A 20,157-nucleotide genomic window follows, 5' to 3' on the forward strand; every position below is an offset into this window, starting at 1 on the left:
CTTACAGGGATCAGACCACGCGCATCGACGAACCGTCGATCGGAACGGCAGGACCGTTCGATGTGGTCACGGTTGCCTTCGAGATGTAGCGGCCCTTCGAGGAGCTCGGCTTCAGACGCACGATCTCTTCGATGGCAGCATCGAAGTTCGCCTGCAGGGCTTCCTCGGAGAAGGAGACCTTTCCGATGATGAAATGCAGGTTCGAGTGCTTGTCGACGCGGAATTCGATCTTTCCGCCCTTGATCTCGGTCACGGCCTTGGCGACATCCATGGTCACGGTGCCGGTCTTGGGGTTCGGCATCAGGCCGCGAGGACCCAGCACCTTGCCCAGACGGCCGACCTTGCCCATCATGTCAGGGGTCGCAACAGCCGAGTCGAAGTCGGTGAAGCCATTGGCCACCTTCTCCAGCAGGTCATCGGAGCCAACGTAGTCGGCACCTGCTTCACGGGCAGCTTCAGCACGGTCGCCGGCAGCGAACACCAGGACCCGAGCGGTCTTACCGGTACCATGCGGAAGGTTGACGGTGCCGCGCACCATCTGGTCCGCCTTGCGTGGGTCGACACCCAGGCGGAGAGCGACCTCGACGGTGGCATCATACTTGGCCACCGTGGTCTCTTTGGCCAGGGCGATTGCCTGGGCCGGTTCGTATGTCACATCTGCGGCGATCTTCTCTGCCGCGGCCTGATAGGCCTTTGAACGCTTTGCCATCTGCTTCTCTCCTTGCAGTCGTGGTCCGGGCTGCGCGAGCCCTACCACAGTGAAATGTCTGGTCTCAGCCCTTGATGTCGGTGGTCACGCCCATGGAGCGAGCGGTGCCGGCGACGATGCGGTCAGCCTGATCCAGGTCATTGGCGTTGAGGTCGGGCATCTTCACATTCGCGATGTCGCGAACCTGGTCGGCGCTCAGGTGAGCAACCTTGTCGGTGTGAGGAGTAGCCGATCCGGACTTCACGCCTGCAGCCTTCTTGATGAGCTCTGCAGCCGGTGGGGTCTTGAGAACGAAGGTGAACGAACGGTCTTCGAACACAGTGATCTCAACGGGAATGACGTTCCCGCGCTGGGATTCCGTTGCGGCGTTGTAGGCCTTGCAGAATTCCATGATGTTGACGCCGTGCTGGGCAAGCGCCGGACCAATCGGAGGTGCCGGGTTAGCGGCACCTGCCTGAATCTGGAGCTTGACGAGGCCGGCTACCTTTTTCTTGGGAGGCATATTCGGTCCTTAATCTTGAAGTGTCGATGCGCCAGAGAAATACGGCGCATCGTTCGATAGCGGCCTCCGATAAGAGCCGCGATCAAACCACACCAGTATTCCATGCCCGCAGACCTGGGAGCAAATGCCGGTGAGCCAGATCACTGGTGGTGAATGGCGCAAGGGCCCGGTATCCACCGGGCCCTTGCTGATGTTGAGAATCGACTCAGAGCTTGGAGACCTGATCGAAGCTGAGCTCGACGGGAACGTCGCGTTCGAAGATCGACAGCAGCACGGTGAGCTTCTGCGATTCCGGACGAATCTCCTGGATTGTTGCGGGGTGGCCTTCGAAGGAACCTTCCTTGACGAGCACGGACTCGCCGACTTCGTACTCCACCTCGGTGATGGGTGCGGACTTCGCTGCCTGCTCCGCCTGCACACCTTCAGCGGCGGCGGCCTCGGCCTGGCGCTCTTCGAAGATCGGAGCGAGCATCGTGAAGACCTCGTCGATGGACAGAGGAGTCGGGTCATAGGCGTTGCCCACGAATCCGGTCACACCGGGAGTGTGACGGACCGCGCCCCAGGACTCATCGGTGAGTTCCATGCGCACGAGCACGTAGCCCGGGATGCGCACACGGCGGACCTGCTTGCGCTGGCCGTTCTTGATCTCGACGACGTCTTCCATCGGCACCTGGGACTCGAAGATGAACTCTTCGAGGTTGAGGCTGATGGAACGGTTCTCAAGGTTCTGCTTGACGCGGTTCTCGTAGCCTGCGTAGGAGTGGATGACGTACCAGTCACCTTCCTGCATGCGCAGCTCCGACTTGAACTCCTCGGCCGGGTCGACCTCGTCGGCTGCGGCACCGTCTTCGTCGGACTCGGACTCTTCGTCGGAATCCGACTCTGAATCGGTCTCGGCATCGTCTGCGACGACCTCGTCGACTGCGTCCTCAGTGGAGGCAGCCTCGGCGACCGGGGCTTCCTCAGCAGAAGCGTCTTCGACCTGTGCGTCGTCGGCGCTCACAGCGGAGGTTTCGTTGTCCACGTCTTCCACCACTGGTGCAACGCTCGACTCCTCTGGAGTGGCGTTCTGTGTCTCAGGGGTTTCCTGCTCAGGTGAACTGGTATCCGACACCGATCAATTCCTCGCTTCGCGTGTAGTGATTCCCATATGGGAGTGAAGGGTCTGCAACGTGTTTGAAATCCTAGTGATCACCGTTGTTGGTGATTCACCACAATGGCCACAGGGGTGTTCCGCCGAAGACGAATCCGACGAGCTTGCCGAACACGAGGTCGAGGACCACCACGAGAAGCATCATGAAGAGGATGAAGCCCAGCACAACCAGGGTGTAATTGACCAGTTGCTTACGTGTCGGGGTGACGACCTTCTTCAGCTCCGCGATGACTTCGCGGAAGAACTGCAGGATTCGTCCGAAGAACCCGAGCTGCTTACGACTGGCGCCCTTGGGCGTATCTCCAGTCTTCTTTGCCGGTGTGTCGCTCACACATCCTCACTCGGTCGGTTTCCATTGGGACAGCACAATTGTTCAAGCCCGTCGAGGACGGCGTTACGCCGATATGACTCAAGCAGATATCAACTGCGCAGGGGTGACAGGACTCGAACCTGCAACCTACGGTTTTGGAGACCGTTGCGCTACCAATTGCGCCACACCCCTTCGATTCGACACCCTCGATTCGTGTTCCCCGAGTCGTGTCCAACCACGAGAAACGAGCATACCGTCTGTGACCGCCGTTAGTCGAACCGGCCACCGAGAGCTGCCGAAATTCGATCGTCACTGCCCCTATTCCTCGGTTGCGGCGGGCTGTTCCTGCGGCGGCCGAGCGATGAGCGGCACCGGTTCCGGGAAGGTCTTCCAAGGTTCGATCGTGACCGACTGGTCGGGGCTGACCGTGACGATCTGGACGTCGATGGGCCGTTTGGTCTTGTTGTCCACGCGCACGATGCTCAGCTCCGCGACCATCTTCAGCGGCCCCGGGGTCAGTGCGTTCGCCAGTGCCCCTCCTGTCGTCGAACTCACATATCGGACTCCGCTGCCCAAGGTCTCAGGGCCGACCCGTCGGTGCCAGTGTCCGCTGAGGCTGTAGTGGGCACATCCGGAGCGCAGGGACGGCGCCCCGACCCGTGCATCGTGGATGAGCATGATGTCGAAGTCGCTGGCGCAGGCTTCGTCGTTGAGTTTCTGCGCGTACTGGTCGGCGGTGAGATCCGTCTCGAGCTGCGGGCCGGATCCGAACACGGTGCGTCTGGGGTCGGGGCCGCCGAAGAACGTCACCCCGCTCATCTCCGCGCTCGAATCCTCGAGGACCTTCCAGCCTTTGCTGCGCGCGTGGCTCGTGGTCTCGGTGGAGTCGTGGTTGCCTTTGACGATCATCCGCGGCAGCTTCTCGGGCAGTTCGTCATCGAGCACGTCGAGGCAGTAGTTCTCCGCCGAGGTGCCCGTCATCGTCGCATCTCCCCCGTCGATGTACGCGTCCGCGTGGCTCATTCGGGACACAGCGCCGACGACCCGGGCCATGCCGATGTTGCAGTGCAGATCAGAGCCGAACACGAACGTGGACACGTCGGCGTTCGTCTCCTGGGCTGTTCCCCGGGCAGGCGGGACCATTCCCTGATCCGACCAATTGCCTGTCAGAGGGCGCGTGCGCCACTGTTCGTTGAGGTTGGCCAGCACCTGATCGTAGAAGGCGTCGTTGTCCTCAGAGAAGTCTTTGACCGCGGTGAACGCGGTATCGATGACCCCGCCGAGGCGGCCCGTGACCTGGGCACCCGCCAGCGGAGTGCCGTCGAAAGCGGGGTCGGCGACGAGGGGCTTGGGTCTGGTGAGGACCGCTGTGCCCACGCTGGCCAGGACGAGGACCGTGACCAGTCCGATGCTGATGAGTTCCTTGCCGACGAAGGCTCTGCCGATTCCGGCCAGTCGAGCGGGGCCGAGAACGAACGCCGTGGCCACGACCACACCGCTGATGATGCACACGGCCAGGGCCCAGCGGGCCAGAATCGCGGTCGTGAGTCCGTTGACGATCTCGTCGACCTGCGCCTGCGGTGCCGAGAACAGGGAGGCGTAGGAGGCGATGTCGCCGCCCAGCGCATCGACTGCCCCTCCCCCGACGCCCGCATCCGGTCCGGCACCGTCTGATCCCTCGGAGGAGCCTCGATCGGATCGCCGCTCAGAGGCACCGGCGTGAGAGTCGTCGTCAGCGGCTCCAGGGACAGGGATCTGTCCGATGTCGACGGTGAGCCCGAGCCCCAGCGGTAGATACTCATCCGCGGGGATGAGCAGCTTGCCAAGGGGCCCGAAGTCTACGGTCAGCCGAGAGTCGGCGGTGATCTGATAACGGGCCTCGTGAGGACCGAAGCTGAGATCTGCTCGCGCAGAGAACAGCGCCCACGGCAGGGTCACGACTGCGACCACAGCCATGAGGATGAGCAGCGTTGCGGTTCTCCGACGAGACGACACGGGAGACAACCGGTTCAAAGAGAGCAGGCGATGAACGTCGGTTCGGGCTCGAGGACAATGCCGAACTTCTCATTGACTCCGTCGACGACGGTCCGCGCCAACTCGAGCACGTCGTTCGTCTCGGCAGCACCGCGGTTCGTCAGCGCCAGGGTGTGCTTGGTCGACAGGCTTGCCCGACCGGCCCCGACGCTGAAGCCCTTGGAGAATCCCGCATGCTCGATCAGCCAGGCGGCCGAGGTCTTCGTCTGCCCCTCGATCGTCGACCCGCTCAGCGGGTCCGTGACCGGGTACCGCGGTGCCTCGGCGGGCAGCGTGGCTGGGTCATCGACGATTGGGTTGGTGAAGAAGGATCCTGCTGACCAGGTGTCATGGTCGCCTGGATCCACGACCATGCCCTTGGACCTGCGCAGGGAGATCACACTGGAGCGGACCTGGGTGGCCGGCACCGTGTCCCCGATCTCGACGTCCAGCGCCGAGGCGAGCTGTGCGTATCGCACGGGCAGGGAGTCCGGGCTGCGGTGGAGGTCGAAGGTCACCGACAGCACCAGGTACTGGGCGCTGCCCGTTCTCTGCTGTGCACGTTTGAGTGCCGAGGTGCGGTAGCCGAACTCGAGTTCGACGGCGCTGAGGTGGCGGACTTGGCCGGCGAGGCGATCGAAGACCTCGACCGAGGTGATGAGCTCGGCGACCTCGGTCCCGTAGGCGCCCACGTTCTGGATCGGGGTTGCCCCGACGGAGCCGGGGATACCTGACAGGGCTTCGAGGCCGGCGAGACCGCGGTCGAGGGTGAAGGCGACGAATTCGTCCCAGTTCTCCCCCGCCTCGGCGGTCACACGGGTCTCCGTCTCCGAGGTCTCGGTCATCGTCACACCTTTGGTGGCGACCACGCACACGTCGGCTGCGAAGCCGTCGTCGGAGATGAGCAGGTTCGACCCGCCGCCGATGAAGAGGACATCGGCGTTCTCACGAGCCGAGAGGCTCAGGGGATGGTCACGAGAGAATTCGACGAGCTCGTCCCGGGTCTCCGCGATATGCAGATTCACTGCAGGGCCGCCGAGGTGGAACGTCGTGAAGTCTGCCAGCTCCGAGGTCACCGTGAGACTCGGATCTGGGTGCGGCTGAGCACATCCTGGTCTCCGGACTTCACCGTGACGTCGATGCGGGCGGTGCCCACTGCGCTGTCGACGGCTCCGACGACTGCGGTCATCGACAGTGTGGCCGTGGGTGTGGCCGGCGTGCCGGACTCGGCGTCGGGGACGAGCACCGGCGCGGAGAAGCGTGTCCGGTAGTCGACGATCGCGCCCGGGTCGCCGACCCATTCGACGATGGGGGCGATGACGACGGCCATCGAGAGCATGCCGTGGGCGATGACTCCGTCAAGGCCCACCTCGGTGGCGAAGCGTTCGGACCAGTGGATCGGGTTGTGATCGCCCGAGGCACCCGCGTAGTCGACGAGCGAGGCCCGCGACAGGGGGATCTCGGCTTCGACGACGGTGTCTCCGATGGTCAGTTGGGAGAGATCGTTGACGCTCATTCTCCGTCTCCTCTCACGACGATGGTCGAGGTCACGGTCACGACCGGCTGCTGCGCTGCGTCGGTGATCTCGGTGCGGGTGGTGATCATGGCGTTGCTGCCCGCGGCGCGCACGCCGTCGACATGGGTCGTGGCGGCCAGGGAGTCGCCGGCGACGATGGGCCGGGTGATGCTGAACTGCTCCGAACCGTGGACGACCTTGGAGAAGTCGATTCCGGAGTCGGGATCGCTGATGTAGGCCGCTTCGGACTTCTGCGCGATGATCACCGCGAACGTCGTCGGTGCCACGACGTCGTGATAGCCCAGGGCGGTCGCCGCCTCGGTCTCGAAGTGGTAGTCGGCCGTGGCATTGGTGGCCAACGCGAATTCCGCGACGGCCTCCCGCGACACCTCGTAGGGGCGGGGCAGGGAGTAGCTGGTCCCCTGCTTATCGGTATTCACCGGCATAGTGGCTCTCTTTCGATAAGACGTCGTGATCCCAGCCTAGCGGCCTGCCCTCATGGGAGGGGAATTCTCCCGGCCGGTGGTTCCCACCGCGGAATTGACCACGAATTCGCATCGGGTTCACTCATTTGGTGCACGATCGTCCTCAGCCCCCGAAAACTGGTATAAGTTGTTGTCCACATCACGTTTGACGTTCGGCTTCCGAATCATCACCGCGATGACGCGGACGGGCGGCTCAGGTGACTGCGAGCAGTGAGGCCAGATGTATTCACAAGGAGTAGTGCGATGACGAACAACCCTGCAGACTCAACCGCGTCGAAGACAGCTGGGAACAAGGACGTGCCGAGCCCGCAGACCGGTTCAGGAACCAGCACGAACAAGCGCGTGGTCAAGGACGCCGTCGCAGTTCCCAGCACAGGACGCGGTCTCAATACGGCCGAAGCTCGCCCTCAGGTCGCTGCCACGCCTGCCCCGGCTGTCACCTCGGCGCCGGATCCGGCTGATGTCGAGGTCCATGTCGGCACCGATGCCGCCTATGCGGGCAAAGAGGCAGAGCGGGTCCAGATCCGCCGCCCCCTGCGCAATATCTCCGAGGTCCGCCACTTCTTCCGCACCAACATCACACCGATCTACTTCATCGGCGCAACCCCGTTCAACCTCCTCGGTCTCGACCGGTGGGTTCGCAACTTCTCCTACATCACGTACTACGACGGCTGGGACGGCGGGCACCCGCGCGTCTTCTCCCCTCGGTACAAGCCGTTCGTCGAATTCGACAGCGGCGAGGCGATCAACAACTGGCTCCTCCTCAACGCCGAGGTGCGTGCCCATATGACGGCGAACGTGCCCCACGGAGAGAGGCCGAAGGTGGCCATGGTCTTCTTCGATGAGGAGACCGAACGCATCTGCCGTGAACTCGGCTACGACCTGATCCTGCCCTCCGCGGATCTGCGCAATCAGCTCGATTCGAAGATCGAGACGACGAAGCTCGGCAACGAAGCCGGTGCCTTCTCCGTGCCCAACGTGCTCACCACAGCCGATACCTATGCACAGCTGAACGCAGAGGCGAAGAAGGAGGATCTGGGCACCGACCTCGTCGTCCAGACCCCGTACGGCGATTCGGGGAAGACGACGTTCTTCATCGCCGCCGAGGCGGATTGGAACCGTCACAAGCACGACATCATCGGCCAGCAGCTGAAGATCATGAAGCGCATCAACAACACCCCGGTGGCGGTGGAAGCCGTGATCACCAGCAGCGGAGTTGTCGTCGGCCCGTTCCTCACCGAGCTGGCAGGCTTCGCCGAGCTCACGCCGTACAAGGGCGGTTGGTGCGGCAACGAGATGACCCCAGATGTGCTCACCGCAGACCAGCGCACACGGGCCAGGGAACTGGTCCGGCGCATGGGTGAGGGGCTGCGCAAGCGCGGCTACCGCGGCTTCTTCGAAGTCGATGTGCTCGTCGACCTCGATACCGACGATGTCTGGCTCGGCGAGCTCAATCCGCGGATCTCCGGCGCCTCGGCGATCACGAACGTCACGGCCGGCGCCTATGCCGACGTCCCGCTGTTCCTGTTCCACCTGCTTGAGTACCTCGACGTCGAATTCGATCTCGACGTCGATGAGATCAACGAGCGTTGGGAGGAGCTCTCCGGAGCTGACGAGTGGAGCCAGATGGTCATCAAGGAGACCGCTGACATCACCGAGTACATCACGCACTCGCCGCTGACCGGTCAGTACTATCTCGACCAGTTCGGGACCCTGACATACAAGCGTGCCGCGCTTGACTGGCACCCCCTGCAGAACGGCAACGAGGTGTTCTTCCTGCGCATCTACGGAGCCGGCGAATACCGGTGGAAGGGCGCCGACCTCGGCGTGCTCGTGACCAAGAACCCGCTGCACACGAAGGCCGGAGGGCCGAACGCCCTGAGCATCAGGGCCAAGCACTTCATCGACTCCGTTCGAGCGATGTACGCAGGTGTTCCCGTCGCGGCTGAGGATCCGTCTCCGGCGCTGGGTGGCCCGGGCGCCAAGGGCGATTGACATCTTCCTGTGGTGATAATCTCATCACGGACTTCCCGAAACGACTGCAAAGAGGTGAAGAGTGACTGAGACGTCGCCGGACCAGACTGTGCCCGACGCCCCTGTCATCGACAAGGACAACTGGCAGGATGCCGACAATGTCCGCTGGTCGTTCCAGCACGTCGATCAGGTGCTGCCCACGACGCCGATCTCGCGTGGGACCGGGCCAGTGGCTCAGCTGCCTGCGGATCTGCAGGATCTGGGCAGCGTCGAGGTCCCGAAGACTGAGTTCTCCGAGGCTCGCAGCGTGCGCAGCGTCATCGAGGCCAGCGACACGGATGCCTGGTTGGTCATGCACAACGGCACGGTCCTGACCGAGGAGTACTTCTCCACGATGGGTCCGGGCACCGAGCATCTGCTGATGTCTGTGAGCAAATCGCTCGTCGGCACCGTGGCCGGGGTGCTTGCCGGGGCCGGCGATCTCGATCCGAGCCGGCTGGTCACCGACTACGTACCCGAACTCGCCGCTTCGGGCTACGCCGGAGCCACCGTGCGTCACATCCTCGACATGCGCTCGGGAATCAAGTTCTCAGAGAACTACCTCGACCCCAAGTCCGAGGTCAGGCAGATCGAAGAGGCGATCGGCTGGTCGGAGACGAAGCCCGCGGGACAGCCCACGGGAATGTATGACTTCCTGACCACGCTCGAGGCGAAATCCGAGCACGGCGGCGTCTACGAATACCGTTCGTGTGAGACCGATGTGCTCGGTTGGGTGTGCGAGAAGATCGCAGGCGAGAGCATGCAGACTCTGATGTCTCGCGTGCTGTGGTCGCGGATCGGAGCCGAACACGATGCGCTCATCGCCACCGACCAGTACGGCGTGGGCATGTTCGACGGCGGCATCAACACCACGCTGCGTGATCTGGCCCGCTTCGGCTACCTGTATGCGAACCGCGGTGCCTCGCTCACGGGCGAACAGGTGGTGCCGACCTCGTGGATCGGCGATACGCTCACCGGCGATGCTGACATCAGAAAGGCCTTCGCCGACGGTCCTGACGACAATCGGATGCCCGGTGGGATGTACCACAACCAGTTCTGGTTCCCGTTCCCCGATTCGCATGGCTTCCTGGCCTTGGGCATCCACGGTCAGATGATCTACATGAACCCGGGAGCCAATTTCGTCGGCGTCAAGCTCTCCAGCTGGGGCCTGCCTCAGGACGCGCGCAAGCTGTTCCCCACGATCCGCGCCTTCGACGCCCTGGCGAAGTCGGTCAGCACACCAGTCGTCGACTGATCAGTCCAGCCCTGTGTGAACCTCAGGTCGGCACCGGACTGGCTCAGGTGCCTGACTGGCTCAGGTGCCGCTCCGGGCCGTCCGAAACGGAGAGAACCACAGGCCTATCGCACTCAGTGCGAAGATGATCGCGGCGCTGACCAGCAGGAGCTGCGTGTTCGTGACTGCGGCGAGCATTCCTGCCAGCGGTGAGACGACGACGATGACTGCCCGGTTCATCGCGCGCATCGTCGTGTTCGTCCGTGCTTGGAAGGCATCTGGCGTGATCGATTGTCGGTAGGCCATCTCGTGAGAGTTGCTCAGTCCGATGGCGAATCCGTGCAGCCCTACCCCGGCGAAGAGAACGACCACTGACCCAATGTCGCCGTGTAGTCGGCCCGCGAGCGGTGTGGCCGCAAACAGGATGAGCGCACCAGCGGCCGAGCACAGGTGAGCGAGGATGACGACTCGCCCGCTGCCATGCCACTCCCCCAACCGCGGCGAGAGCAGTGCGCCGACGATGCCGCCCAACCCGCCTCCGGCCATGACGATGCCGAACCAGAAGGCGTCGATGCCGATGACTCTGAGGAAGTAGTCCGCGCTGACTGCGGCGAGGATGGCTTGCGCAGTGAACCAGACGTGGGTCCAGATCGCTAGGTCACGCAGGCTCGGCGTCGAATACACCCACTTCAGTCCCGCCGCGATCTCCTTGCGCAGGTTCGGTTTGCCCACATTCTCTTTGTCGGGAAGTCTCGGCTCTTCAACTCGAATCCGGGAGACGACGAGGGCCGAGAACAGATAGGTCACCACATTGACCAGGACGGCGATCGGCGCCGCGATCACGGCAAGCAGTCCCCCGCCCAGAGCCGGCCCCGCTGTCTGGGCAACCGCGTCCGTGCCGTCGATTCGCGCGTGGGCCGCCTGCAGGCCGCCGCGCGGAACGAGGCGGGGCACGAATGCCTGCGAGGCGCTGTCGTTGACCAGCGTTGCTGTACCCAGCAGGGCCACGATGAGGAGCAGCGGCCCCAGGCTGAGCACTCCGAACGCCCAGAGCGCCGGGATGGCGCACAGCAGCAGAGCGCGGAAGAGGTCGCTGGCGATCATGACGGGTCGACGTCGGACGCGGTCGATGAGTGCACCGAGCACGAGTCCGAACAGCAGGTACGGAAGCCACCTCGCCGCGTTCATCCACCCCAGGCCCACGGTGCCCGCGTGCAGATGGTCGACGACGATGACCTGCAGGGCCAGGAAGGTGATCCAGGTGCCGAAACCGGAGACGGTTTCGCCCGCCCAGAACCACCGAAAGGCTCGGGGCAGCACCGCACTCATGGACTCAGGCTATCAAGATGGTCACAGCCCCAGGTGGGCGATCTGGGGTGCTTCCTGGCCGAGGATCGCTGCGGCCAGGCCCTCGCCGATCAACGGTCCCATGGTCAGTCCCCCGGCACCGAAGCCCGAGGCCAGCCACAGACCGGGTGCCCCTGGGACTGCTCCGGCATAGGGCAGACCGCCGGGTCGTGTGGACATGGGCCTGACGCCGACTCGTGTCTCGAGGATCGTGGCCTCGGCCAATCCGGGAGCGATTCTCAGTGCGTCGTCGAGGACCTGTTTCTGCCCGGCTGCCGTGGTTCGCACGTCGAAGCCGACGTCGTCCTCACGGGTGGCTCCGATGACGACTCTGCCGCCGTCGAAGGGCGTGACGTAGTGGTGGTCGAGCGGATGGACCGTCGGCCACGGCGAGGTGTTGGCTCCGTGCAGGCTCAGGTGGATGAGCTGCCCGCGCTGCGGGGTGATCGCCACCGTGTGCCCGAGGTGTTCGAGGATCTCCGAGCTGCGCGCTCCACCGGCGATGACCACGGCGTCGAAGTCCTCCACCGCCGAGGTGGTCCCCACCTTCCATGTGCCGCTTGGATTCGTGGACCCGCCGTGTTCGCTGGTGATGGTTCTCGCCGAATCGTGCACCAGCCTGGCCCCATAGGTCCTCGCTCCGGTGAGGATGGCATCGCGCAGGGTACGCCCATCGACTCGACCGCCCCCGGAGATGAACAGCCCTGTCATATCCGGGGCGATCGGCGGGAAGATCTCGCGCAGATTCGCCGAGTCCATGTCATGAACCTCGCCAGCGACAGCCCCGGCACCCGCGGCACGTTCACGGATGAGTCGGGCCGCCTCGGCGAGCGCTGTGGGGTCCTCGTTGACGACGAGTGCACCGGATCTGCGGTACCCCAGCTCGGGGATGCCGAGCGCACTGAGCCGGTCGAGGAATTCGGGATAGTAGCTGCCTCCGGCGGCATAGGTTGCGTAGTAGGCGCCGGTGCTCGTCGAGACCCAGGGTGCGATGATGCCGGCGCTGGCAGCGGTCGCCTGACCGGCCATGGCCTCGTCGAAGATGGTGACGTTGACGTCTCGTGAGGCCAATCCGAAGGCAACGCAGGCGCCTGCGATTCCACCGCCGATGACGGCAACCCGAGCTGATGTGTCGATCACGGCAGTGCGTCTCCTTTGACGAGTGCGAACCTTGGATTCTGACCAGTGCGACCCTTGCACAGTGGCTGTTGATCACCTCGAGCCTACGCCCTCCCGCCCGTGCCAATACCTCCCGCTAGAGCCGATACCTCCCGCCCGTGCCATACACAACCGTCAGAAACACATCACGCCCCGCCGGTGACTGTTCCTACACGTGCAACGGGAGGAATAGTGACTGACGGGGCGTAATGGCGGTTCGGCTCAGATGGCGATTCGGCTCAGCGGCTGATTCGGCTCAGGCGCCGGAGTGGGATTCGCTTCTGACATGATCACGGGCCTCACGCAGCATGGCCTCGCGGGTCGCGAGCTTCACGCGCTCTCGGCCTTCGGCTTCGCCCAATGCCTTCTCCGCGGCCTCCAGTCGGTGGTAGCCCTCCCAGTCCCCGAAGTCGACGCCCTTGGACTCAAGCAGCTCGACGATCGAGTCCTCGTCGGGGAACAGCGGTTCGGTGAGTACACCGGCGGCGCGGTCATCGAGGATGTGCCCGATCGTCTCCAGCGCATCACCCTTCGTGTGACCGATCAGGCCGACCGGTCCGCGTTTGATCCACCCGGTCGCGTACACGCCCTGGACCACATCGGCTTCGGCCGCCGAAGCCTGCTGCCCTGTGTCGACGACGCGTCCCTCGTGATTCGGGATCACGCGCTTGGTCTCGTCGAAGGGCAGCTGCGGCAGCGGAGTGCCTGCGTAGCCGACGGCGCGATAGACGGCTGTGACGTCCCAGTCGATGAACTCTCCCGTGCCCTTGACTCCCCCGGTGCCGTCCAATTCCTGGCGCTCCGTGCGCAGTCCTGTGACTGCATCCTCGCCGAGGATGGCGACCGGTGCGTGGAGGAAGTGCAGGTGCAGACGACGCTTGGCACCCACCGGCTCCCTCATCGTGAAGTCGGTCAGAGTCTTCGCGACCTGCTTGGTCTGGTTGCTCGCCTCGATCGCGGCCAGCGAACCCTCATCGAACTCGAAGTCCTCGGGATAGACGATGACATCGACGTCCTTGACCTGGCCGAGCTCACGCAGCTCCAAGGGCGTGAACTTCGCCTGTGCCGGACCACGCCGACCGAACACGTGCACGTCCGTGACCTTCGAGGATTTCAGACCCTCGTAGACATGATCGGGGATCTCGGTCGTGTGCATGTCATCGGCCTGCTTGGCCAGCACGCGTGCCACGTCGAGGGCCACGTTGCCGTTGCCGATGACGGCAACCTTCTCAGCGTCCAGGGGCCAGGTCTGGGCCACGTCAGGGTGCGAGTCGTACCAGTTGACGAAGTCAGCGGCACCGTAGGAGCCGGGGAGATCTACTCCGGGCAGATCCAAGGAGGCATCGATGAAGCAGCCGGTGGAGAAGATAACCGCATCGTAGCGATCTGTCAGCTCACCCAAGGCGATGTCGGCACCGTACTCGACGTTCGAGAACAGGCGGATGTCACCACGGTCGAGGACCTTGATGAGGGCATTGATGATGCCCTTGATGCGTGGGTGATCAGGTGCGACTCCGTAGCGGACCAGCCCGAACGGGGTCGGCAGCCGGTCGAAGAGATCGATGCTGATCTCGAAATCACGATCGGCTTTGGTCAGCAGGTCGGCAGCGTAGATGCCTGCGGGGCCCGCGCCCACGATGGCCACGCGGAAGGGATTCGTCGTCATGGTTCTCCTCAGGAGAGTCAGTCGTCAGTGTTCTGGGGCGGCAGTGCCGCGATGAAGGGGTGGTCGCCGTCGATGACTCCGTGCGCGGCGGCGCCTCCCGGGGATCCGATGGTGTCGAAGAAATCGACGTTCGCCGAGTAGTAGGCTTCCCATTCGTCCGGGACGTCGTCTTCGTAGAAGATCGCTTCGACGGGGCAGACTGGTTCGCAGGCCCCGCAGTCGACGCATTCCTCGGGATGGATGTAGAGCGAGCGGCTGCCCTCGTAGATGCAGTCGACGGGGCATTCGTCGATGCAGGCCCGGTCCTTCAAATCGACGCAGGGCTGGGCGATGATGTAGGTCATGGATTCCTCATGAGTTCTGGCTCGGACACCTGCGCTGCGGCGAAGGCTCCGACGGCGTACGGGCTCAGGGTCACGACGTCACCGGCGATGACGACGGCCGGTGAGCGGACACCTCGGCGGGCGGCCTGGAAGGCGATCGTATCGAGTGTGCCCACGGTGACCCGCTGGTTGTCTCCGAACCCGTCTTCGATGATCGCGACGGGGCAGTCTCCCCCGCGTCCACCGCGGGCCAGGATCATCGCCGAATGTGCCAGCGTGCCGATGCCCATGAGCACGACGACCGTGTGGTCGCGTCCTCCGCCGAGCTCGGAGAGCTGATCGTGGCCGGTGATGACCGTGTACGCGGTGGCCAGTCCCCTGTGCGTCAGCGGGATTCCGGCAACGGCGGGAACCGAGTTCGCACTCGTGACTCCCGGCACCACCTGCACGTCGACGCCGGCTTCGTGGCAGTGGGCGAGCTCTTCGCCGCCACGGCCGAAGACGAACGGGTCTCCGCCCTTGAGTCGGACCACACGTCGCCCGGCGCGAGCCTGTTCGACGAGGATCTCATTGATGCGCTGCTGCGGAACCGGGTGGTGTCCCGGGGTTTTGCCGACGTCGATGATCTCGGCGTCGAGTGACTCCCCGCGCTCGGTCTCGAGCTGGTCGATGACCGAACGCGCGCCGAGGCGGTCGGCAACGATGACCTCGGCAGATTCCAATGCGCGCAGACCTTTGACGGTCAGCAGGCCGAGATCACCGGGTCCGGCACCGATGAGCAGCACGCTGCCCGGTGCCTGAAGAGTGAAGAGGCTCATGACTGTTCGCCCTCAGGAGTGTGAGCGTCTTCGGGAGTGTGGATTCCCGCGGCCACGGTGGACCCAGTCTGCGGATCGATGATGAGGAATCCACCTGCGCGTCCGTGCTCACGGAAGTCCGCGAGCGGCAGAGCGGTCGCCAACTTCACCTCGGCGGTGCCGATGTCGTTGCCGGCGAGCACCTCGGCGGGTTCGGATCCGGCGGTCAGCAGGTTGTGCTTCGATTCGATCGTCACGATCGCCTTGACCGTCGAGGTGCCGGCCTTGACGAGCACCCGGTCACCGGAGCGCAGTCCCTGCGAGGTGAAGGGGAAGACCTCGGCCCGCAGAGCCTTGCGCGGTTCAGGCAGGCTTCCGGCCGCGGCAAGGACGCTGCCGCGCGCGGTGTCGATGTCATCGGCCAGGCGCAGCGCCACGGACAGCGGGGCACCCGCGGTCTCCAGCGGGCCATCTGCCGTGTCGATGCCGACCACAGTGGTCCGCAGACCGGCCGGATGCACGTCGATCTCATCGCCGAGGCGGATCCGCCCTGACGTGACCTGTCCGGTCACCGCCCGGTAGTCGCGGAACTCATCGGGGTCGAGTCCCGGTGCCAGTCCGCCCTGCGGGCGCAGCACCGACTGCACGTCGAGGCGGAAGGGCTCGAGGTCGGCCGTGTCCTCTTCCTTGCTGGGCAGGTTCTCGAGCAGCTCCAGCAGTGCGGGGCCCTGGTACCAGGGTGTGTTCGCCGAAGCCTCGGCCACATTGTCCCCGGCCAGTGCCGAGACGGGGATCAGATGGGCCGAGTCGAGGCCGATCTCTGCCGTCAGCGCTTCGATCTCGGCCTCCACCTTCGCATACGCTGCATGATCGTAGTCGAGGAGGTCGATCTTGTTGATCGCGAGGATGACGTGCCTGATGCCCAGACGGTGAACGACCGTGAGGTGGCGACGGGTCTGCTCGGTCGCACCGGTGCGTGCGTCGATGAGGACGACGACGGCATCGGCGGTCGTGGCTCCGGTAACCATGTTTCGCGTGTACTGCACGTGTCCGGGGCAGTCGGCGAGGATGAATGAGCGCTTGTCGGTGGCGAAGTAGCGGTAGGCGACGTCGATCGTGATGCCCTGTTCCCGTTCGGCCCGCAGACCGTCGGTGAGCAGTGCGAAGTCGAACTCGCCGCCGACGAAGCCGCGTTCCTCGCTGGTGCGCGTCACGGCCTCGAGCTGATCGGCGAGGATCGCCTTCGCATCGTGGAGGAGGCGGCCCACGAGCGTCGATTTGCCGTCGTCGACGGAACCGGCCGTGGCGAAGCGCAGAAGTGTCTTCGTCTGTGTGGCAGCGGTGGTGTCTGGTGTTGTGGTCATCAGAAGTATCCGTCCTTCTTGCGGTCTTCCATCGCCGCGGCCGAGATCCGGTCGTCGGCGCGGGTCGCTCCGCGTTCTGTCACAGTGGTCACAGCCACCTCGGCGAGGACCGAGGCGATGTCGTCGGCCTCGGATTCCACGGCACCTGTGCAGCTCATGTCGCCGACGGTGCGGTAGCGCACCGACTTGCGGATGACCGACTCCTCGGGCCGCGGGGCCGAGAACTCACCCGTCGACCACCACATGCCGTCGCGCTGGAAGACCTCGCGCTCATGGGCGTAGTAGAGGTGAGGCAGGGCGATGTTCTCCCGGGCGATGTAGCTCCACACGTCGAGTTCGGTGAAGTTCGAGATCGGGAATAAGCGCACGTGCTCGCCATTGACGTGGCGACCGTTGTAGAGGTTCCACAGTTCGGGGCGCTGGTTGCTCGGATCCCACTGGCCGAATTCATCGCGCAGGGAGAAGATGCGCTCCTTGGCTCGGGCCTTGTCCTCGTCACGGCGGGCGCCGCCGAAGACCGCGTCGTATCCTCCCTCGGCGATCGCGTCGATGAGGGGCTGGGTCTGCAGGGTGTTGCGGGTTCCATCGGCGCGCTCGCGCAGACGGCCGTCGTCGATGTAGTCCTGGACCTTCGCCACTTTCAGGTCGATGCCGTAGTGGGCGGCGGTCTCATCGCGGAACTTCAGGATCTCCGGGAAGTTGTGACCGGTGTCGACGTGGAGAAGACCGAACGGGATCTTCGCGGGCCAGAAGGCCTTGGCCGCGAGATGGAGGACGGTGACGGAGTCCTTGCCGCCGGAGAACAGCAGCACGGGCTTCTCGAATTCGGCGGCGACCTCGCGGATGATGTGGATCGCTTCGGATTCGAGGACGTCGAGGGTGGACAGTGGTTTCTGTGTGGACAGTGGTGTGTGATCGATGCTCATACGTGCAGCCCGCATTCTGTTTTCGAGGTTCCAGCCCAACGGCCGGCACGGGGGTCCTCCCCCTCGGCCACGGGGTTGGTGCAGGGCTGGCACCCGATGGACGGGTACCCCTGCGACAGCAGTGGATTGACCGGCACGTCGAAGGCACCGGCGTAGTCGAGAAGATCGTCGAAGGACCAGGCGGCCAGGGGGTTGACCTTGACCAGCCCGTTCTTCTCATCGAAGGTCACCAGCGGTGTGTTCGCCCGCGTCGGTGCTTCGTCCCGGCGGACTCCGGTGAACCAGAGTTCGTAGCCGGCCAGCGACTTCTTCAGAGGTGCGACCTTGCGCCGGGCACAGCAGAGGCCGGGGTCGCGGTTGAACAGTTCGGCACCGAATTCCGCATCCTGCTGTGCCACGGTCTGCTCCGGGAGGACGTCGACGATGTTGACGTCGACCTTGCTGGCCACCTCGTCGCGGGTCGAATAGGTCTCCTTGAAGTGGTAGCCGGTGTCGAGGAAGAGCACGTCGACGCCCGGCAGGTACTGGGCGACATAGTGCGGCAGGGCCGCATCGGCCATCGAGCAGGCCACCGCGCAGGTGGAGGTGTCGAAGTTTCGTGAGACCCAGCGGATGACGTCGGCCGGGTTGGCCTCGGCCACGCCGTTGTCGGGATCGCCCGCGAGCTGCTTAGCCCCCGCCTCGGCGAGGGACTTGAGCTCGTCAATGTCGCGACGCTGGCGGGTGGGCGTGGGCAGCGGTGCTGCGGTTCGGGATGGTGTCGTGCTCATACCAGCTCCTCGTCTTCGACTCGGTGTGCCCATTCGGAGAATGTCTCGGACTCGGACCGTCCGTCGAGGAATCGGCGGACCATCTTCTCGACGTACTCCTCGAGACCGTCGACAGTGACCTTGAGTCCACGCACCGTGCGGCCCAAGCCTGCTTCGTCACGGTCCTTCGATGCCAGACCTCCGCCGACGTGGACCTGGAACCCGGGGACCTGTTCGCCCTCGTCAGTGGTCACGATCTGACCTTTGAGTCCGATGTCAGCCGTCTGGATGCGCGCGCAGGAGTTCGGGCAGCCGTTGAGATGGAGACTGATCGGGTGGGGCAGGTCGATGTCAGCGAGGCGTTCTTCGAGTCGAGTGACGGCGTCGATGGCTGTCTGCTTCGTCTCGACGATAGCCAGCTTGCAGTATTCGATTCCCGTGCACGCCATCACCGAGCGCCGGAACAGGTCCTTGCGGCTGGACAGTCCCAGGGCGTCGAGGCGGGCGACGACATCATCAAGATCAGTCTCGTCGACATCGAGCACGAGGATCTTCTGCATCGGGGTCAATCGGATCCGATCGATCCCGTACTCTTCGATCAGGTCAGCCATCTGGTGGAACAGCGTGCCTGAGGCGCGCCCAGCCACGAGGCTGGTGCCGATGAAGTACTTTCCATCCTTCTGCCGGTGGACGCCGACGTGGTCTCCGGAGACCATGGGCTTCGGTGGGGGCGGACCGTCTGCGAGTCGGTAGCCGAGGTACTCGGTCTCGAGGACATCGCGCAGCTTCTCGGGGCCCCAGTCGGCCAGCAGGAACTTCATGCGGGCTTTGTTGCGCAGGCGGCGATAGCCGTAGTCACGGAAGATCTCCGTGACGCCGAGCCAGACATCGACGACCTGGTCCGGGGCGACCCAGGCACCGAGGCGTTCGGCGAAGCGGGGAACAACTGACAATGCCCCGCCGACCCACAGGTCGTAGCCGATGCCGTGTTCGGGGTGATCAACGGCGACGAACGAGCAGTCGTTGATCTCGTGGACGACGTCCTGACTGGGGTGGCCGGTGATCGCAGTCTTGTACTTGCGCGGCAGGTTCGACAGGCTCGGGTCGCCGATATAGCGGCGAGTGATCTCTTCGATCGCTGGGGTGGGATCGATGAGCTCATCCGCGGCGATTCCGGCTACCGGCGAACCGAGGAAGCCACGCGGAACATCTCCGCAGGCCTCCGTCGTCTGCATGCCCACGGCTTCGAGGCGGCGCCAGATCTCGGGCACGTTCTCGATCTCGATCCAGTGCAGCTGGATGTTCTGACGGTCTGTCAGGTCCGCACTGCCACGGGCAAACTCCTCGGCGATCTCTGCGATGGTGCGCAGCTGCTCGAGATTGAGCGCTCCACCGTCGGTGCGAATGCGCATCATGAAGTACTCGTCTTCGAGCTCGTGGGGTTCGAGCTTCGCGGTACGGCCGCCGTCGATACCGGGTTTGCGCTGGGTGTACAGCCCCCACCAGCGGAAACGACCATGCAGGTCATCCGGATCGATTGAGGCGAAACCGCCCTTGGAGTACACCTCTTCGATGCGCGTGCGCACGTTGAGACCGTTATCTGCGGCCTTGTCGATCTCGTTTTTGTTCAACGGTTCCTGACCGTCGACCTTCCACTGACCGTTGGACTTCTTCGGTCGGGCCGGACGCGTGGAAGCCCCGGACCTCGGAACTTGCTTGATTTCGTCTACATGTGCGGACACGATCGTCTCCAAACGCTGCGGTGAACCTTTGGTGAGTCACGCTACAAGAGAAATAGATTGCTCAACAAATTAGGGTGTCCAATCATGTCGTTTCATGACGCACGACGTCATAAGTCAGACGATGACGCTGCGAGTCGAGAAAATTGACGC

Annotated in this window: 19 protein-coding genes and 1 tRNA gene; 2 read left to right on the forward strand and 18 right to left on the reverse strand. The window is 64.1% G+C overall.

What is annotated here, in order from left to right; translation table 11 throughout:
• Positions 1-10 precede the first annotated feature (10 nt).
• The 9 genes from rplA to BAUR9175_RS13355 all read right to left on the reverse strand — a co-directional run bounded on the left by rplA (position 11) and on the right by BAUR9175_RS13355 (position 6,649).
• Complete coding sequence (rplA, locus tag BAUR9175_RS13315) at positions 11-709, reverse strand: 50S ribosomal protein L1 (RefSeq protein ID WP_009883595.1); 699 nt, start codon at positions 707-709, stop codon at positions 11-13.
• A 64-nt stretch (positions 710-773) separates the two neighbouring features.
• Positions 774-1,211, reverse strand: coding sequence for a 50S ribosomal protein L11 (gene rplK, locus BAUR9175_RS13320; RefSeq protein WP_009883596.1), 438 nt, complete (start codon positions 1,209-1,211; stop codon positions 774-776).
• A gap of 205 nt (positions 1,212-1,416) precedes the next feature.
• Positions 1,417-2,325, reverse strand: a complete 909-nt coding sequence (gene nusG / locus BAUR9175_RS13325) for a transcription termination/antitermination protein NusG (protein ID WP_096158446.1) — start codon at positions 2,323-2,325, stop codon at positions 1,417-1,419.
• Between the two features lie 94 nt (positions 2,326-2,419).
• The gene (gene secE, locus BAUR9175_RS13330; RefSeq protein ID WP_009883598.1) at positions 2,420-2,695 is read right to left on the reverse strand and encodes a preprotein translocase subunit SecE; all 276 of its coding nucleotides are present in this window, start codon (positions 2,693-2,695) and stop codon (positions 2,420-2,422) included.
• A gap of 98 nt (positions 2,696-2,793) precedes the next feature.
• A tRNA-Trp gene (locus tag BAUR9175_RS13335) sits at positions 2,794-2,866 on the reverse strand.
• 126 nt (positions 2,867-2,992) lie between these two features.
• The gene (locus BAUR9175_RS13340; protein WP_257944334.1) at positions 2,993-4,687 is read right to left on the reverse strand and encodes a metallophosphoesterase family protein; all 1,695 of its coding nucleotides are present in this window, start codon (positions 4,685-4,687) and stop codon (positions 2,993-2,995) included.
• Complete coding sequence (locus BAUR9175_RS13345; RefSeq protein ID WP_069599768.1) at positions 4,684-5,763, reverse strand: UDP-N-acetylmuramate dehydrogenase; 1,080 nt, start codon at positions 5,761-5,763, stop codon at positions 4,684-4,686. The genes BAUR9175_RS13340 and BAUR9175_RS13345 overlap by 4 nt, the downstream gene beginning before the upstream one ends.
• Entirely contained in the window at positions 5,760-6,203 is a 444-nt protein-coding gene (locus BAUR9175_RS13350) for a MaoC family dehydratase (protein ID WP_009883601.1), read from the reverse strand. Before BAUR9175_RS13350 ends, BAUR9175_RS13345 begins: the two co-directional genes overlap by 4 nt.
• Entirely contained in the window at positions 6,200-6,649 is a 450-nt protein-coding gene (locus BAUR9175_RS13355; protein WP_009883602.1) for an FAS1-like dehydratase domain-containing protein, read from the reverse strand. The genes BAUR9175_RS13350 and BAUR9175_RS13355 overlap by 4 nt, the downstream gene beginning before the upstream one ends.
• A gap of 282 nt (positions 6,650-6,931) precedes the next feature.
• Here BAUR9175_RS13355 and BAUR9175_RS13360 point away from each other — a divergent pair, with 282 nt between their 5' ends.
• On the forward strand, positions 6,932-8,683 hold the full coding sequence (locus tag BAUR9175_RS13360) for a biotin carboxylase (RefSeq protein WP_101584015.1): 1,752 nt from the start codon (positions 6,932-6,934) through the stop codon (positions 8,681-8,683).
• Between the two features lie 61 nt (positions 8,684-8,744).
• Positions 8,745-9,956, forward strand: coding sequence for a serine hydrolase domain-containing protein (locus BAUR9175_RS13365; protein WP_009883604.1), 1,212 nt, complete (start codon positions 8,745-8,747; stop codon positions 9,954-9,956).
• Between the two features lie 60 nt (positions 9,957-10,016).
• On the opposite strand, the gene BAUR9175_RS13370 is transcribed toward BAUR9175_RS13365, so the two are convergent.
• The 9 genes from BAUR9175_RS13370 to BAUR9175_RS13410 form a co-directional block, all read right to left on the reverse strand.
• Complete coding sequence (locus tag BAUR9175_RS13370) at positions 10,017-11,264, reverse strand: MFS transporter (protein ID WP_069599763.1); 1,248 nt, start codon at positions 11,262-11,264, stop codon at positions 10,017-10,019.
• A 21-nt stretch (positions 11,265-11,285) separates the two neighbouring features.
• The gene (locus BAUR9175_RS13375) at positions 11,286-12,422 is read right to left on the reverse strand and encodes an NAD(P)/FAD-dependent oxidoreductase (RefSeq protein WP_180959245.1); all 1,137 of its coding nucleotides are present in this window, start codon (positions 12,420-12,422) and stop codon (positions 11,286-11,288) included.
• 274 nt (positions 12,423-12,696) lie between these two features.
• Positions 12,697-14,106, reverse strand: a complete 1,410-nt coding sequence (locus BAUR9175_RS13380; protein ID WP_069599762.1) for an FAD-dependent oxidoreductase — start codon at positions 14,104-14,106, stop codon at positions 12,697-12,699.
• A 17-nt stretch (positions 14,107-14,123) separates the two neighbouring features.
• Entirely contained in the window at positions 14,124-14,450 is a 327-nt protein-coding gene (gene fdxA / locus BAUR9175_RS13385) for a ferredoxin (RefSeq protein WP_069599761.1), read from the reverse strand.
• Positions 14,447-15,247, reverse strand: coding sequence for a uroporphyrinogen-III C-methyltransferase (gene cobA / locus BAUR9175_RS13390; RefSeq protein WP_069599760.1), 801 nt, complete (start codon positions 15,245-15,247; stop codon positions 14,447-14,449). The genes fdxA and cobA overlap by 4 nt, the downstream gene beginning before the upstream one ends.
• The gene (locus BAUR9175_RS13395; protein WP_096163002.1) at positions 15,244-16,590 is read right to left on the reverse strand and encodes a sulfate adenylyltransferase subunit 1; all 1,347 of its coding nucleotides are present in this window, start codon (positions 16,588-16,590) and stop codon (positions 15,244-15,246) included. The genes cobA and BAUR9175_RS13395 overlap by 4 nt, the downstream gene beginning before the upstream one ends.
• Entirely contained in the window at positions 16,590-17,516 is a 927-nt protein-coding gene (cysD, locus tag BAUR9175_RS13400; protein ID WP_180959246.1) for a sulfate adenylyltransferase subunit CysD, read from the reverse strand. Before cysD ends, BAUR9175_RS13395 begins: the two co-directional genes overlap by 1 nt.
• Positions 17,513-18,286 carry a phosphoadenylyl-sulfate reductase gene (locus BAUR9175_RS13405; RefSeq protein WP_009883612.1) on the reverse strand — a complete coding sequence of 258 codons (774 nt, stop codon included), beginning with the start codon at positions 18,284-18,286 and terminating at the stop codon, positions 17,513-17,515. Before BAUR9175_RS13405 ends, cysD begins: the two co-directional genes overlap by 4 nt.
• On the reverse strand, positions 18,283-20,007 hold the full coding sequence (locus tag BAUR9175_RS13410; protein ID WP_371860665.1) for a nitrite/sulfite reductase: 1,725 nt from the start codon (positions 20,005-20,007) through the stop codon (positions 18,283-18,285). Before BAUR9175_RS13410 ends, BAUR9175_RS13405 begins: the two co-directional genes overlap by 4 nt.
• Positions 20,008-20,157 lie beyond the last annotated feature (150 nt).

This window comes from Brevibacterium aurantiacum (genome assembly GCF_900169065.1).
GTDB classification, from domain to species: Bacteria; Actinomycetota; Actinomycetes; order Actinomycetales; family Brevibacteriaceae; genus Brevibacterium; species Brevibacterium aurantiacum.

Bases quoted from the DNA above. Each gene is read 5' to 3' on its own strand.
- rplA (WP_009883595.1), bottom strand. From the start codon at position 709: ATGGCAAAGCGTTCAAAGGCCTATCAGGCCGCGGCAGAGAAGATCGCC.
- rplK (WP_009883596.1), bottom strand. From the start codon at position 1,211: ATGCCTCCCAAGAAAAAGGTAGCCGGCCTCGTCAAGCTCCAGATTCAG.
- BAUR9175_RS13355 (WP_009883602.1), bottom strand. From the start codon at position 6,649: ATGCCGGTGAATACCGATAAGCAGGGGACCAGCTACTCCCTGCCCCGC.
- BAUR9175_RS13380 (WP_069599762.1), bottom strand. From the start codon at position 14,106: ATGACGACGAATCCCTTCCGCGTGGCCATCGTGGGCGCGGGCCCCGCA.
- BAUR9175_RS13395 (WP_096163002.1), bottom strand. From the start codon at position 16,590: ATGACCACAACACCAGACACCACCGCTGCCACACAGACGAAGACACTT.
- fdxA (WP_069599761.1), bottom strand. From the start codon at position 14,450: ATGACCTACATCATCGCCCAGCCCTGCGTCGATTTGAAGGACCGGGCC.
- BAUR9175_RS13350 (WP_009883601.1), bottom strand. From the start codon at position 6,203: ATGAGCGTCAACGATCTCTCCCAACTGACCATCGGAGACACCGTCGTC.
- cysD (WP_180959246.1), bottom strand. From the start codon at position 17,516: ATGAGCATCGATCACACACCACTGTCCACACAGAAACCACTGTCCACC.
- BAUR9175_RS13370 (WP_069599763.1), bottom strand. From the start codon at position 11,264: ATGAGTGCGGTGCTGCCCCGAGCCTTTCGGTGGTTCTGGGCGGGCGAA.
- BAUR9175_RS13360 (WP_101584015.1), top strand. From the start codon at position 6,932: ATGACGAACAACCCTGCAGACTCAACCGCGTCGAAGACAGCTGGGAAC.
- cobA (WP_069599760.1), bottom strand. From the start codon at position 15,247: ATGAGCCTCTTCACTCTTCAGGCACCGGGCAGCGTGCTGCTCATCGGT.
- BAUR9175_RS13405 (WP_009883612.1), bottom strand. From the start codon at position 18,286: ATGAGCACGACACCATCCCGAACCGCAGCACCGCTGCCCACGCCCACC.